Source organism: Nocardioides sediminis (genome assembly GCF_003047295.1).
GTDB lineage: Bacteria > Actinomycetota > Actinomycetes > Propionibacteriales > Nocardioidaceae > Nocardioides > Nocardioides sediminis.
Map to the genome: position 1 here is coordinate 126,053 of NZ_PZYZ01000003.1, position 15,334 is coordinate 141,386.

Here is a 15,334-nt window from a genome sequence, read left to right on the forward strand (position 1 = left end):
CGACAAGCCGTCAGGCGGCGGAGGCGACCACGTCGCCGGCCGACGTGCGGGCCGAGCTGATCGGCGTGGCCTCCACCGACTCCACGCGGCGCAGGCCCTGGGCGAGCTCCTCGACGGCCACGGCGTCGGAGACCTCGCGGAGCACGTCGGAGAGCGGCAGGTCGAGCGCAGAGCACAGCGAGGCGAGCAGCTCGGAGGACGCTTCCTTCTGGCCGCGCTCGATCTCGGAGATGTAGCCCAGGCTGACCCGGGCGTCGGCGGAGACCTCGCGCAGGGTCAGGCCGCGCTGCATCCGTGCGGTGCGGAGCACCTCACCGAGGATGCGTCGAAAGAGCACCATGGCGCTGTCCTTCCCGTCGTGGAGGGCCCGCCCGTGGAGGGCTCCGTGGTGGCCAACGCTACCCGAGCGCTGGTTCTTCCCGCCCGAGCATGCCCAAGAGCACCGACATCGCCTCACGACAGCTCGCGTCCTGGACGGCCGGCCGGTCCCCCTCGAGCGCCAGCAGCCGGGTCTCGACGCCGGTGGGGCCGGCGGTGGCGACCCACACGTGCCCGGCCGGGTGCCCCTCCTGGGCATCCGGGCCGGCGACCCCCGTGGTGGCCATCGCGTACGTCGTACGCAGCAGGTCGCGCACCCCGGTCGCCATCGCGGCCGCGCACTCCTCCGACACCACCCCGTGCTCGGCGACCAGCTCGGCGGGGACGCCGAGCACCCCCACCTTGACCTCCGTCGCATAGGCGACGACGCCGCCCGTCATGCACGCGGACGCCCCGGGGACCGAGGTCAGCGCGGCCGCGAGGCGACCGCCGGTGAGCGACTCGGCGGTCGCCACGGTCTGCCCGCGGGCCGTGAGGAGCGCCACGATGCGCTCGGGGTCCGTGGCCATGCTGGGGACTCTAGCTACGTTGGCTGGCATGGCACTCCCCATCGAGGACTACGCACTCGTCGGCGACCGTGGCACCGCGGCGCTGGTCGGCCGGGACGGATCCGTGGACTGGCTGTGCCTGCCGCGCTTCGACTCCCCCGCCTGCTTCGCCGCCCTGCTCGGCGACGGCGACAACGGCCGGTGGCGCCTCGCACCGTCCGACACCGAGGGCGTGGAGACCTCGCGTCGCTACGTCGGCAACAGCGCGGTGCTGGAGACGACCTTCACCACCCCCACCGGCGTCCTCGTGCTGCGCGACGTCATGCCGACGCGGGACGGCCGGGCCGACCTGGTGCGGACCCTGCGCTGCGCCGAGGGATCGGTCCGGGTGTGCCACGAGTGGGTGGTGCGCCTCGACTACGGGCGCGTCCGGCCGTGGGTGACCCGGCAGCAGGTGGCGGGCCACGAGGTCATCGTGGCGACCGCCGGCCCCGACCAGCTCATCCTGTCGGGCCCGCGGCTCCCGCACGCCGTCGACGGGCACCACGCCGACGAGTTCGACCTCGCCGCCGGCGAGACGATGACCTTCTGCACCACGTGGGTGCAGTCCTGGCACGAGCTGCCCGCCCCGCTCCCCTACGACGACCGCATCGAGGCCACGCGCGTCGAGCACGAGCGCTGGGCGCTGACGTGCGTGGAGGACCTGCCGCACGCCGACCTGGTGCGCCGTAGCCTGCTCACCCTGCGGCTGATGACCCACGCGGAGACCGGAGGGATCGTGGCCGCCCCGACCACCTCGCTGCCCGAGGACTTCGGCGGCGAGCGCAACTGGGACTACCGCTTCTGCTGGCTCCGCGATGCCGCGCTCACGCTGGAGTCGCTCCTCGCCGCGGGCTACACCGACGAGGCGCGGGGCTGGCGGGACTGGCTGCTGCGCGCCGTCGCCGGTGACCCGCAGGACCTGCAGATCATGTACGGCGTCGATGGCGGCCGCCGGCTCCCCGAGCACGAGCTGCACCACCTGGACGGGTACGCCGGGTCCCGGCCCGTGCGCATCGGGAACGGAGCGGTCGGCCAGCGCCAGACCGACGTGCTGGGCGAGGTCATGATCGCCCTCCAGGACGCCCGGGACGCAGGTCTGGTGGAGTCCCCGCAGTCGTGGGCCCTCCAGCGGGCGCTGGTCGACGAGCTGGCCACGCACTGGGACGAGCCGGACCACGGCATCTGGGAGATCCGCGGACCGAAGCGGCACTTCACCCACTCGCGGGTCATGGTCTGGGTCGCCTTCGACCGGGCTGTCCGGGCGGTCGAGCGCCACGGCTTCGACGGTCCGGTCGAGCAGTGGCGCAAGCTCCGTGACGACGTGCACGCCGAGGTCCTCGAGCGCGGCTACGACGCCGGGCGCGGCACGTTCACCCAGCACTACGACACCCGCGAGCTCGACGCCAGCCTGCTCAACATCCCCCTGGTCGGCTTCCTGCCCGGCGACGACGAGCGCGTCCTCGGCACCATCACGGCGATCGAGGAGGACCTCATGCACGACGGGCTCCTGCACCGCTACCGCACCCGCACCGGGGTGGACGGGCTGGAGGGCGGCGAGCACCCCTTCCTGGCCTGCTCGTTCTGGCTGGTGTCCGCCTACGTCCGCGCGGGACGCCGCGACGACGCAACGGCCCTGATGGACCGCCTGTGCGCACTGACCAACGACGTCGGCCTGCTGTCCGAGGAGTACGACACCGACGCCGGGAGGATGGCCGGCAACTTCCCGCAGGCGTTCAGCCACCTGACCCTGGTGCAGGCGGCGCTGGCGCTGCGCTGACGCACGTACGACGAACGGCCCCCACCCCGCGCAGCAGCGCGGGGTGGGAACCGCTCTCCGTGACGGACTGCGTGTCAGCGACGCACGCGCAGCTTGACCAGCTCGCGCGAGCGCTTGGTCTCGTCGTCACCGAGGTAGCGCACCACCACGGTGTAGCGGCCGGGGCGCAGTCCGGGGAGGCGGACCGTGGCCTTGCCCCCCTTGAGCCGGACCTTCGTGGCCGTCGCGGGCTTGCCCTTGACGCTGACCTTGACCTTGCCGGTGGCCTTCTCGCCCTGGGCGCCGACGCGGACCTTCACGACCGTGGCCTTGCCGGCCTTGGCCGTGGCCTTGGCCCTGGCGTCGGACGCCGCCTTGAGCACGTCCACGACGACGGCCTTCTCGGTCACGGCGCCCGAGCCCGCGACGTACCGGACCGTCAGCGTGTGCTCGCCGACGGTCTCGAAGACGGGCAGCTTCAGGTTGACGACCCCGTTGCCGGCGGGCGCCGAGGCGAGCACCGTGGAGCCCTCGCGCACCTCGACGGTGCCGCCGGTGGCGACCGGCTTGCCGTCGGCCGTGACCTTGACGTGCGCCATGGCGCGCGTGCGGTCGACGACCACGCGCTGCGGGGTCACCGTGGCCTCGACGGTGGGCGCGGGCGTGCCGGGGTCGACGGCGGGCAGCTTGATGCCGACGACCTCGGGGTTGTGGTCCGACGCGGCGAAGACGTCGGGGCGGTACAGGTCCGTGCCCACGTAGTTGTAGCGGCTGTACTGGTAGTAGACCGACTCGTTGGCGTTGGTCTCCCACACGTCGACACCGGTCACCATGGCCTTGGCAGCGGCGTTGGCGAAGACGTGGTCCAGCGATCCAGAGGTCCCGGCGAAGCTGTAGGTCTCCTCGTCCGGGTCGTCCGTGGACTTGAGGGACTGGTAGCCGGCCGCCTCGATCTCCTGGACCGGGTCCTCCATCGAGTAGGCGTTGAAGTCACCGGTCAGGAAGACCTTGTCGGTGCCGCGAGCGGCCGAGAAGGTGCTCGCGAAAGCGGTGAGTGCCTTGGCCTGCGCGACACGGTCCGGGTTGGCGTTGCCCTGACCGGTGCCGTCGTCGACACCCGAGCCCTTGGACTTGAAGTGGTTGACGATGACGGCGAACTTCTGGACGTCCGCGCCGCCCTTGGCCTTGAAGACCTGCGCGAGCGGCTCGCGAGCGTTGTCGAACGCCGGAACGTCGAGGAGCTCGCTCTCGCCCACGAGCTCGACCGAGGACGGGTCGTAGATGAATCCGTTGCGGATGACGTCCTCGCTGGCCGGGAGGACGGCGGGCGAGGGCACGAACGCCCAGCGCTGGCCGCCCGCGGCGGCGTTGAGCGCCGCCACCAGGGCCCCGATGGCCTCGTCACGGGAGGTGCCGTCGACGGTCCGGGAGTTCTCGAGCTCCTCCAGGGAGACGATGTCGGCGTCCATGGTGTTGATGGCCTTGACGATCTTGGCCTGCTGACGCTCGAAGTTGGGCTGGTCCCAGGCTCCGCGGGGGCCGTTGCTGCCGCTGCACGACCGCGTGGCGATCGGGTTGTCGTCCCGGTCCACGTACGCCGTGCAACCGTCCACGTCCCCACCGAGGGTGGTGAAGTAGTTGAGCACGTTGAACGTGGCCAGCTTGAGGTCACCACCCACCGGCGCGGGGGCCGCGGGACGGTCCTGCTCGAAGGTGACCAGACCGGTCGGCACGCCCACGACCTGGCGCTGCGGCTGGAGCTTCCACCCGAAGCGGTAGTCCAGGACCACCGGCTCGTCGAAGGTCACAGCGGCACCCACGCGCACGGTGTGGTCGGCGGTCAGCCACGGCAGCGGGCTGTCCTGCCCGGCGGCCGTGTTGGCGGTGTTCCAGTAGTTGGTCGACGAACCGTCGTCGAGGACGACGCGGTGGGCGTCGTTGTACGCCGTCCGCGCGGCGACGCCGGCCGTGTCCTGGGCGTCGACGACCTCGGTCGGCGTGACGAGCGGGATCGTCGAGCCCGCAGCGATGCCGATCTCGCCGAAGAAGCTGCTGGAGGTCACGCCGAAGTCGTAGCTGTCGGTCACGGTCATCGGGGCGGTGGGCAGGAAGGCCTCGCCCTCGAGCTCCTCGCGCTCGGCGTCGAGCTCGGCCGCGGTCGGGCAGTCCGTGCCCGGCAGGGCGCAGTCGGTTCCCGGGATCTCGGTGTTGGGCACCGCCGGAGGCAGCGCCTCGGTGAGCTCGGTGACGGTGGTCGCGTCGATCTCCGTCAGGCCGCTGAACTCCTTGACCTCACCGGACACCTCGACGGAGTCGCCGACCTCGATCCCGCTGAAGCCTGGCTCGTAGACGAAGATGCCGTCGGAGGCACCCGGCGTCGTGTCCGGGCCACCGGTCTGGATGTAGAAGCCGTTGAAGCCACCCGTCGGGAAGGCTGCGGTGACGACCCCGGTCGTCGTGGCGGTGGAGCCCTTGAGCGGGCTCTCCGCGCCCGTGCCCTGGATTTCCGCGATGGTCTTGTCGCCGGCGTCCGGCGGGTCCACGGGCGGCACGACGACAGTCGTGTTGACCGCATCGGGCGTCCCGCCGTCGGTCGCCGTGAAGTCTGCGCTGTTGACGTCGGTGTCCACGCTCGTGGCGCTGCGGGAGAGGGACTTGGTGACGCTGTTGCCCGTGGCGGCCGTGCCCTCGGGCGCGTTGCTGGTGCCCCAACCGACCTTGTCGATGATGTTGGTCGTCGTCGAGGGATCGACGGCTGTAGGCACGGAGGCGAGCGTGATCGTTCCGCCGCCCGCGCCGGGGTTGAGGCCTCCGGCGACCTGGTCCACCCCGGGCACGGCCGATCCGTTCGAGCCGTTGCTGCCACCCTGGACCGTGAAGTAGCCACCCGCGGGCACGGTGCCCGTCAGCGGGACCGCAGTCGAGGACGCGCCGCTGCCGGTCGGCGAGCGGTATTGGATGGAGGTGCCTGCCAGGTCGATGGCGGACGCCGACTTGTTGTGGATCTCGACGTACTTGTGGGTCCAGGTGGCGCCGGTCGAGCCACCGTTGACGTAGACCTCGTTGATGACGAGCGTCGTGCTGACTGCCGTCGCGGTGAGGGGGGTCGCGACGAGGCCGGTGGCCGCGACCGCGAGTCCGACGAGCAGGGAGCTGCGCCGGATGGATGGACGTACGGGCATGGGTTCTCCGAGTGAGGGTGTGGTGGGTGCTGCCGAGGAGGTCGCCCGCGAGGAGGCGGGCAGAGCAGTGGGGGCCCGGCGTACCGGACCCCCACTGGGTTGATCAGCGCTTGACGCGGAGCTTGAAGCGCTCGCTCGTGGCCAGGAAGGTGTTGTTGCCGCGGAACTTCACGACCACCTTGTACTTGCCGGGCTTGGCGAACTTGCGCAGCTTGACCTTGGCCACGCCGTCCTTGACCTTGGCGTTGTACTTGCGGCCGGCCACCTTGACCGTCACGCGGCCCTTGGTCTCGAGGTCGACGGACGACTTGGCCTTGACCTTGATGCGGACCTTGGTCTTCTTGGCCTTGATCTTGCGGGCCTTCTTGGGGAAGACCTTGTGCGACAGGGTCGGCTTGGTCAGCACGACGCTGCGGGCCAGCGTGGTCTTGGAGTCCTGCGCGACGATCCGCACCTCCGTGCCACCGCGGACCGTGAACACCGCGCGGGCCTTGCCGTCGGTCACCGGCACGGTGCCGAAGACCTTGGTCGAGCCGTCCTTCTTGACCCGCACGAGGTCGAGGCGGGTGTTCTTGAAGCTCGGCAGCATGTCGAGGCGCTCGAGGACGACCGTGGCCTTGTCGCCGGCCCGGTAGGTGTCCTGGAGGCCCGAGACGTAGATCTGCTCACGGGCGAAGTTCGGCGAGACCGGCTTGCGGTCCGTGAGGTACTTGATCCACAGGTCGCGGTCGACGAGCCCGGTGTCCTTCATCGTGCCCTCCTTGAAGGCCGTGAAGTTGTCGCCACCGGTGGCCAGGAACGAGAACGTCGAGACCGAATAGGTCTTGGCCAGGTCGATCGGGGCGCCGTTGACATGGATCGAGGTCACGCGCTGGCCGACCGGCTTGCTCGGGTCGAGCGTGGTCTGCACGTTGTCGGAAAGTCCCAGGTGCAGGAACGCCCGCTGAGAGCCGGCCGGCTGCCACTGCTGCTCGAGAATCTTCCTGATCTGGGCACCGGTGAGGGCCACGGTCGAGATGTTGTTGACGAACGGCAGCACGTTGTTGGCCTCGGCGTAGGTGACCACGCCGTCGGTGTTCGCCGGGTTGCTCGTGGTGTCGCCCTTGAACAGCAGGTCGGCACGCAGGCCGCCCGGGTTGGTGATGCCGAGGTCCGGCTTGGCGATGTCGGCGGGGATGCCGTCGCGAAGCGCGTTGGCCACGAGGTCGCCCAGCGGGGACTCCGAGCCGCGGTCCTCGACGGGCTTGCCGGCGGAGTCCACACCGTCGTACGCGCGCGAGATGTCCGCGGTGACGGCACCGACGGGCTTGTCACCGACGACCTTCGCCTCTGCCAGCGCGGCGTCGACGATGCTCTTGACCTTGTCGACGTTGGGGTTGGTGAGGTCCGCCTCGGCGGCACGAGCGACGTTCTTCACGGTGAAGCCGGTGACCGCGGGGCCGCCAGCAGCACCGGCGTCGACGGCCAGCTTGATCTGGCCCACGTTGGCGGCGTACTCACCCGTCTGGATGTAGGCACGCGTGCCACCACCCGGCTTCGGACCCTCCCAGGCGTAGGTCTGGTGGGTGTGACCGTTGATGATCGCGTCCACGCTGCCGGTCATGTTGGCCATCCGGGCGAAGACGCCGCCCTTGGCGACCTCCGCCGCGAAGGACGAGCCGGCGCCGACCGCGGCACCGGAGTGGAACGTGGCCACGACGATGTCGGCCTCACCGTTGGCGGGGTTGCCGTCCTTGAGGATGTCGGCGTACTTCGCGGCCGCCGCGACCTCCTCGGAGAACTGCAGCTCGGCGACACCGGCGGGGCTCACGAGGCTCGGGGTCTCGTCGGTCACGCCGCCGACCACGCCGACGGTGACGTCGTCCGTGGTGTCGGCCGGGGTCCCGTTGTTCACGGTGTACGTCGCGAACGGGTCGAGCGCGGTCGCGCCGGTGGCCTTGATGGTCACGTTGGAGGCGAGGTAGTCCCACTGGGCGTTGCGCGAGCCGTCCGGGCCGATGACGCGGTCCCGCAGGTCCGCCCAACCCTTGTCGAACTCGTGATTGCCGACCGCGGAGGCGTCCAGGCCCAGCACGTTCATCACGTCGATGGTCGGCTGGTCGTTCTGGATCGCCGAGGCGAACTCTGAGGCGCCGATGAGGTCGCCCGCACCGACCATCAGCGTGTTGGCCGGGTTCTCGGCCGTGAGCTGCTCGACCGTGGTCGCCCACTTGGTGGTGTTCGCGTTGATGCGACCGTGGAAGTCGTTGACGGCGACGAGGTTGATCTCGACGTTCGGCGCAGCGTGGGCGGGAGCGGACGTGAGTCCGACCACGGCCAGGGGCGCCGCGAGGACGCCCGAGGCGGTCGCCGCTGCGACCCAGCGGCGCGAGAGGGAGGGAGCTGACACAGGGTGAGCCTTTCCGGGATGTGGGTGAGCCGGGTCACCCTAACCCGCTGCTCGCCTCCCGGAGCCCCTCAAAAGGGTGTGACACGTGAACGTCTGGTGACCGACCGGCTGTCAGCCGACCTGGGCCGTACGTCGCTGCCGCGCGACGTCCCGGAAGAACTCGTAGCCCGACCAGAGGGTCATCGCCACGGCACCGGCCAGGAACACCTGGCTGGTGTAGAAGAGGACCTCGCCCAGCGAGCCGGGCCAGAAGTCGAACGCGCCACCGTGGGCGTCGCCGTGCGGCAACGGCATCAGCAGGCCCGCGAGCGCCACGCCCTGCAACATGGTCTTGATCTTCCCGCTCTGCGAGGCAGCGATCACCACGTCCTTGAGGACCGACAGGCGCAGCAGCGTGACGCTCCACTCGCGCAGCAGCACCACGATGGTGACCCACCACCAGATGTCGCCGACGATCGAGAGGCCGATGAAGGCCATGCCGGTGATCGCCTTGTCGGCGATCGGGTCGGCGATCTTGCCGAAGTCGGTGACGATGTCGTGCTTGCGGGCGATGTCGCCGTCGATCTTGTCGGTGATCATCGCGACCGCGAAGATCGCGAAGGCGACCCAGCGCCACGTGGGCGAGGACCCGTCCTCCTGGAGCAGCGCCCAGCCGAAGAACGGCACGAGCACGATCCGCAGCGTGGTCAGCGCGTTGGGGACGTTCCAGTTGGAGGTCGTGCGGCCGGTGTCGCTCATGCCTGTGCTCCCGTCGGACGTGCGGCGTCGTTCGTCGCTCGCGCGACCGCGTCATTCGTCGCTCGCGCGACCAGCTCATTCGTCGCTCGCGCGACCAGGTCCACCCCGTCGGTGGCCACGACCTCCGCGAGCACGACGTCCCCGACACCCAGGCCGGCGCCGCCCTCGATCGTGGTGGTGCCGTCGACCTCGGGGCCCTGGTGCTCGGCCCGTCCCTCGACCACGCCGTCGGTGACCGACTCGACGAGCACGGAGACGGTCTCGCCGACCCGCTCCTCCGCGCGCTGGGCGTTGAGCTCCTCGACGAGCGCCGTGACGTGCTCCGTGCGGGCGCGGACCTCGTCCTCGTCGAGCTTGCCGTCGTAGGTCGCGGCCTCGGTGCCGTCCTCGTCGGAGTAGCCGAAGACGCCGGTCACGTCCATGCGCGCGGCCTCGAGGAAGTCGCACAGCGTCTGCAGGTCGTCCTCCGTCTCACCGGGGAAGCCGACGATGACGTTGGAACGGACCCCCGCCAGCGGCGCGAGGCCACGGATCTGCTCGAGCAGGCCCAGGAAGCTCTCGGGGTCGCCGAACCGCCGCATCCGGCGCAGCACCGAGGCGCTCGCGTGCTGGAAGGACAGGTCGAAGTAGGGCACGACGCCGGGGGTGCCGGCGATGGCCTCCACCAGCCCGGGCCGGGTCTCCGCCGGCTGGAGGTAGGACACGCGCACCCGGTCGACGCCCTCGATGGCGGCCAGCTCGGGCAGCATCGTCTCCAGGAGCCGGAGGTCGCCGAGGTCCTTGCCGTAGGACGTCGAGTTCTCGCTGACGAGGAACAGCTCGCGTGCGCCCTGCGTCGCCAGCCAGCGACCCTCGGCCAGCACGTCGCTGGGACGTCGGCTCACGAACGAGCCGCGGAAGCTGGGGATCGCGCAGAACGAGCAGCGCCGGTCGCAGCCGCTCGCGAGCTTGAGGGGGGCCATCGGGCCGGAGTCGAGACGGCGGCGTACGGCGCGCGGCCCGGTCGCGGGCGCCCCCGCGCCGATCTCGGAGGCGTCCGAGGGGCCGGCGGGCGCGTGGCCCGGGACCGAGATGGCCGACGCGTCACGGTCCACCGGGCTGATCGGCAGCAGCCGGCGCCGGTCGGACGGCGTGTGCGCCTGGTGGGTCTCCCCCGCGACGATCGCGCGCAGCCGCGCGGCGATGTCGGGGTAGTCGTCGAAGCCGAGCACGGCGTCGGCCTCGGGGAGGGACTCGGCGAGGTCCTTGCCGTAGCGCTCGGCGAGGCAGCCCACCGCCACGACGGCCTGCGGACGCCCGCCGTCCTTGAGGTCGGCGGCCTCCAGGAGCGTGTCGACCGAGTCCTTCTTGGCGGCCTCGACGAAGCCGCAGGTGTTGACCACCACCGTGTCGGCGTCCTCGGGGTCGGCCACGAGCAGGAACCCGTCGGCCTCGAGCCGTCCGGCGAGCTCCTCGGAGTCGACCTCGTTGCGGGCGCACCCGAGGGTCACCACCGCCACGTTGAGGGGGGTGCCGGTCGGCGCGTGGCGGGTGTCAGCAGAAGTGGTCGTCATCGCGTCGTCGAGTATCCCCCGAGGGGTGGCCCCGGACGAAATGGTCAGCGGGGGACGAACGTCCCCTGGCCCGCGATGCCGGGGTCGCCCACCGGCCGCGGGTCTTGGCCGTCGAGCGCGACGGTGACGGCTCCGTCGGTGGACTGCACCCGCACCGGCGGGGCGGCGTCGAGCTCGCGGACGTCCCCCACGGCGAGGTTGCCCTTGAAGACGATCTCGCCCGCGCCGTCGCGGACGACGACGTGGGCACCACCGGTGGCCGCCGTGACGACGACCGGCACGGGGTCGGCCGTCGCCGCCGCGCCCGCACCGCCGGGCCCACCCGAGCCGTTGAGGACCGGCGAGGCGTTGCGGAGCTCGGTCGGGGTGTCCATGACCAGCCGGGCGATCGACCAGCAGAGCACCAGGGCCATGACCACGGCCACGAGGACCGACCAGTTGGGTCCGCCGCGGGTGCTGCGGATCGATCCGTTGGCGCCGGTGGCCAGCTCGGCCTCGAAGACCCGCCGCGGGTTGATCGGGGCGTGCGCATAGCGCTCGTCGTACGACGTCAGGAGCGGAGCGACGTCGATGCCCAGGACCCGGGCCAGCGTGCGCAGGTGTCCGCGGGCGTAGAAGTCGCCGCCGCACGGGGCGAAGTCGTCGACCTCGATCGACTCGATCACGTGCGGACGGATGCGGGTGCGCTCGGCGAGCTGGTCGACGGTGAGGCCGAGCCGGGTGCGGGCCGCGGCGAGCTCGGGGCCCACGACGGGGTCGGCGGCCGGGACGGTCGCGAACTCGTCGATGACCAGCGGCTCGACGACGTCGCCCTGGCGGGCGATCGGGCGCACGCGGTCGCCCCAGGCCTGGGTGTCCTCGACGAGGCTGACGCTGCCCGGACGACGGAGCTCGCGGCCAGCAGGCTCGGACTCGTCCACGCGGTCCAGGTCGCGGCGGACCTCGGAGCGACGGGCGCTCGCGGCCTCGCGCAGCGGGGACGGGGTGGCGCTGGCGACGACCGGCTCCGGCTCGTCGGCGGGGACGTCGGTGTCGTCGGCGCCCGGCTCGAGTCCCGGGTCGTCCAGGCCCTCGGGGTCCTGGCCGTCCCCGACGTCCTCGGTGCGCTCGGACCGGCTCGGCACGAGGGCGGCCAGCCGGGCGATGCCGGCCGCGAGCAACGGGCGCGGGTCGCGGACCAGCGTCGGGTGCTCCGAGGCGTCGACCCCGTCCTCGACGCGGTCGTCCCCGGTGGCGTCCTCGCCGACCTCGTCGTGGACCTCGTCGGTGGACGCGTCGAGCACGACGACCTCGGCCGAGCGCATGGCCACCCGGTCCAGGGCCACGGTCAGGTCGTCCCCGGCACCCAGCACGCGGGTGGAGAGTCCCAGCGGGACCGCGAGCGGACCGCCGTACATGCGCTGGGAGAGACCGGCCTGCCGGCGCCCGCGGGCGTCGAGCTCGTCGAGGACCAGCTCCTCGTTGTGCGCCACCACCACGAGGCGACCGTCGCGGAGCAGCCCGCGCCGGGGGCTGTGCTCCACGTGGTGCACAGCGCTCCACGGGAGGCCGCGCCACGTGTGGCCGAGCCGGATCCGCACGCCCTGCGCGTCGGCGACCAGGAGCGGGGTGCGGGCGTCGACGAAGGCGCGCAGCCAGCCGACGGACACCAGGCCCAGCACGGCCGCCAGCACCCAGTCGAGCACCGCGCCGGACTGGGCGGCCCGCGCCAGGTAGGCGATGGCGACCGCGGCGGCCACCGCGCCCACGGCCGCGGCCAGGGCGCCGTTGCGGCGGACCTCGACCACGTCGGGGGCGACGGACAGCGACTCGCCCGTCCCCTCGCCGGCCCCCTGCGACGCACCGTCGGCGTCGTACAGCTCTGCAGCACCCATCACGCACTCCCCTCGATCGTGGCGATGACCCCGTCGATCTCGTCCGGCTTGACCAGCACGTCACGTGCCTTCGATCCCTCGCTGGGCCCGACCACGCCGCGGCTCTCGAGGATGTCCATCAGTCGCCCGGCCTTGGCGAAGCCGACCCGCAGCTTGCGCTGCAGCATCGACGTCGAGCCGAACTGGGTGGAGACGACCAGCTCGATGGCCTGGACCACGAGCTCCATGTCGTCGCCGATGTCGTCGTCGAGCTCACGCTTGGACTCCTTGGGGGCCGTGACGTCCTCGACGTACGTCGGCTCGAGCTGGTCCTTGCAGTGCTTGACGACCTGCTGGATCTCGGCCTCGCTGACCCAGGACCCCTGCACACGGACCGGCTTGGAGGCACCCATCGGCAGGAAGAGGCCGTCACCCTGGCCGACCAGCTTCTCCGCGCCCGGCTGGTCGAGGATGACCCGGCTGTCGCCGAGCGAGCTGGTCGCGAACGCGAGCCGCGACGGCACGTTGGCCTTGATCAGGCCGGTCACGACGTCGACCGACGGTCGCTGCGTGGCCAGCACCAGGTGGATGCCCGCCGCACGGGCGAGCTGGGTGATCCGGACGACCGAGTCCTCGACGTCGCGCGGGGAGACCATCATCAGGTCGGCGAGCTCGTCGACGATGACCAGGAGGTAGGGGTAGGGCGCGAGCGTGCGCTCGCTGCCCGGGGGCACCTCGACCTTGCCGGCCCGCACCGCCTTGTTGAAGTCGTCGATGTGGCGGAAGCCGAAGTTGGCCAGGTCGTCGTAGCGCATGTCCATCTCGCGCACGACCCAGGCCAGCGCCTCGGCGGCCTTCTTGGGGTTGGTGATGATCGGCGTGATCAGGTGGGGCACGCCCTCGTAGGCGTTGAGCTCGACCCGCTTGGGGTCGACCATGATCATCCGGACCTCGTCGGGCGTCGAGCGCATCAGGATCGAGGTGATCAGCGAGTTGATGAACGACGACTTTCCGGAGCCGGTGGCGCCGGCCACCAGCAGGTGCGGCATCTTCGCCATGTTGGCGACCACGAAGCCGCCCTCGACGTCCTTGCCGAGCCCGGCCACCATCGGGTGGTGGTCGGCCCGCGCGGTGTTGGACCGCAAGACGTCGCCGAGGGAGACGATCTCCTTGTCGGTGTTGGGGATCTCGATGCCGATCGCGGACTTGCCGGGGATCGGGCTCAGGATCCGCACGTCGGCCGAGGCGACGGCGTAGGCGATGTTCTTCGACAGCGCGGTGACCTTCTCGACCTTGACCGCGGGTCCGAGCTCGACCTCGTAGCGGGTGACCGTCGGGCCACGCGTGTAGCCGGTGACGGCGGCGTCGATCCCGAACTCCTCCATCACCTGCATGAGCCGCTCGACCACCGCGTCGCTGGCCTTGGACCGTGCCTTGTGGACCGAGCCGGGCTTGAGCGCCGAGTTGTCCGGCAGGGAGTAGGTGATGTCGCCGGAGAGGGCGAGCTGCTCGACGCGCTGCGGCAGCGGCGTGTGCGGCGGTGGCTCGACCTCGCCGGTCGCCTCGGTGACGACGGCACCCGGGACCCCCGGGGTGGTCTCCGTGGGGGCGTCGGCGAACAGGTCGATGCCCGCGTCGGTGCCCTCCTCGGTGTCCTTCTTGCGACGGCGCCGCTTGACCTCGCGGTCCTCCAGGACCGGGGAGTCGTACGCCGGGTCGCCGGCCTCGGGGTCGATCTCGTCGAGCATGCCGCGGCGGCGGGTGCGCATCGGCGTCGTCGGCGCCTCCAGCTCCCCGGCGGGCTCCTGGGGTGCGGTGCGGCCGAGCACCTTGTCGCGGGCCGCCGCCAGGCGCGTGGGGATCTGGTAGACGGGCGTGGCGGTGATGATCAGGACGCCGAAGAACGCGAGCAGCGCCAGCATCGGCACGACGACGTACGGCGTCCGGAACAGGTCGAGCAGCAGGCTCGACATGACGAAGCCCACCGCTCCCCCGGCCTGCTGCAGCGACGAGGCGTCACCGAGCTCGGGCTGCGGGTTGCCGTTGGCGATGTGGACGATGCCGAGGATCCCCAGCGCGAACGCCGACCAGCCGATGACCTGCCGTCCGGCGGGGCCGTTGCGCTCGGGGTCGCGCAGCGTGCGCCACCCGGCGTAGACGAGGAAGAGCGGCACCAGCCACCCGACCTTGCCGACCGCACCGGCGGTGACCGAGCGCATGAAGTCCATGACGCCGCCCGGCAGCTGCCACCAGACGGCGGCCGCGACGACCATGGCCAGGCCGATGACGAACAGCCCGGCACCGTCGCGACGGTGCTCGGGCTCGAGGTCGCGGGCCGACTGGCCGATCGATCGGGCCACGGCCCCGAGCGCGTGGGCCACCCCCAGCCAGACCGACGCGACGGCGCGACCCAGCGCGCCGAAGGTGCGGGCGACCGGTCCCGGCCCGTTGCGCACCGCCCGCGGGGCGGGACGGCCGGCGGGACGGCGAGCGGGCGTGCGCGAGCCGCCCTTGCTCGTGCGTGCCGGGCTCTTGCTGGTACTCCGGGGTCGGGTGCTCGAGGACCTGGACCCACCACCTCGGGAGGCGGTGGACCTGGACGTGCTCGTGCTCCGCGACCCCGGCGGGGAAGACGTACGGGTCGCCATGCCGCGACCCTACGGGAGAGTCACACCAGCCCCACGGATCACAGGAGCGTGTCGCACCCCCGGCTCGACGCCGGGGACGTCCGCGACACGGGCGCGACACACAAGTGTTACGACAAACCTTCCTTCGGGGGGTTCCGGTGTCACGCCTTCGCTACTTAGGGTGACCGGGATCACTCGGGCGGTCTTGTTCCGAGTGGCGCTCGGAACAACATCGGAGGAAATACGTGAAGCTCCTCAACAGAGGACTTGCGCTGGCGGTCGTGGGGGCTGGCCTGGCGGCCTTCCCCACCATCGGAGCCCAAGCAGA

General features: G+C 71.5%; 9 protein-coding genes. 1 reads left to right on the forward strand and 8 read right to left on the reverse strand.

Annotated features, from left to right (window positions below):
* Window positions 1–10: 10 nt before the first annotated feature.
* On the reverse strand, window positions 11–340 hold the full coding sequence (locus DAI17_RS09530) for a helix-turn-helix domain-containing protein (RefSeq protein ID WP_107772690.1): 330 nt from the start codon (window positions 338–340) through the stop codon (window positions 11–13).
* Between the two features lie 58 nt (window positions 341–398).
* Window positions 399–887 carry a CinA family protein gene (locus DAI17_RS09535; protein WP_107772691.1) on the reverse strand — a complete coding sequence of 163 codons (489 nt, stop codon included), beginning with the start codon at window positions 885–887 and terminating at the stop codon, window positions 399–401.
* A gap of 28 nt (window positions 888–915) precedes the next feature.
* Between DAI17_RS09535 and DAI17_RS09540 the strand changes: the two genes are divergently transcribed.
* A complete protein-coding gene (locus tag DAI17_RS09540) occupies window positions 916–2,685 on the forward strand; it encodes a glycoside hydrolase family 15 protein (RefSeq protein WP_107772692.1) in 1,770 nt (589 codons plus the stop codon).
* A 74-nt stretch (window positions 2,686–2,759) separates the two neighbouring features.
* On the opposite strand, the gene DAI17_RS09545 is transcribed toward DAI17_RS09540, so the two are convergent.
* From DAI17_RS09545 to DAI17_RS09570, 6 genes are all read right to left on the reverse strand, one after another.
* The gene (locus tag DAI17_RS09545; RefSeq protein WP_107772693.1) at window positions 2,760–5,846 is read right to left on the reverse strand and encodes an ExeM/NucH family extracellular endonuclease; all 3,087 of its coding nucleotides are present in this window, start codon (window positions 5,844–5,846) and stop codon (window positions 2,760–2,762) included.
* Between the two features lie 103 nt (window positions 5,847–5,949).
* Complete coding sequence (locus tag DAI17_RS09550) at window positions 5,950–8,235, reverse strand: bifunctional metallophosphatase/5'-nucleotidase (protein WP_107772694.1); 2,286 nt, start codon at window positions 8,233–8,235, stop codon at window positions 5,950–5,952.
* 111 nt (window positions 8,236–8,346) lie between these two features.
* Window positions 8,347–8,973 carry a CDP-diacylglycerol--glycerol-3-phosphate 3-phosphatidyltransferase gene (gene pgsA / locus DAI17_RS09555; protein ID WP_107772695.1) on the reverse strand — a complete coding sequence of 209 codons (627 nt, stop codon included), beginning with the start codon at window positions 8,971–8,973 and terminating at the stop codon, window positions 8,347–8,349.
* On the reverse strand, window positions 8,970–10,526 hold the full coding sequence (gene rimO / locus DAI17_RS09560) for a 30S ribosomal protein S12 methylthiotransferase RimO (RefSeq protein ID WP_107772696.1): 1,557 nt from the start codon (window positions 10,524–10,526) through the stop codon (window positions 8,970–8,972). Before rimO ends, pgsA begins: the two co-directional genes overlap by 4 nt.
* 44 nt (window positions 10,527–10,570) lie before the next feature.
* On the reverse strand, window positions 10,571–12,400 hold the full coding sequence (locus DAI17_RS09565; protein ID WP_107772697.1) for a helix-turn-helix domain-containing protein: 1,830 nt from the start codon (window positions 12,398–12,400) through the stop codon (window positions 10,571–10,573).
* Window positions 12,400–15,027 (reverse strand): FtsK/SpoIIIE family DNA translocase, encoded by a 2,628-nt coding sequence (locus tag DAI17_RS09570; protein WP_107772698.1) that lies wholly within the window; start codon window positions 15,025–15,027, stop codon window positions 12,400–12,402. The genes DAI17_RS09565 and DAI17_RS09570 overlap by 1 nt, the downstream gene beginning before the upstream one ends.
* Window positions 15,028–15,334: the final 307 nt, after the last annotated feature.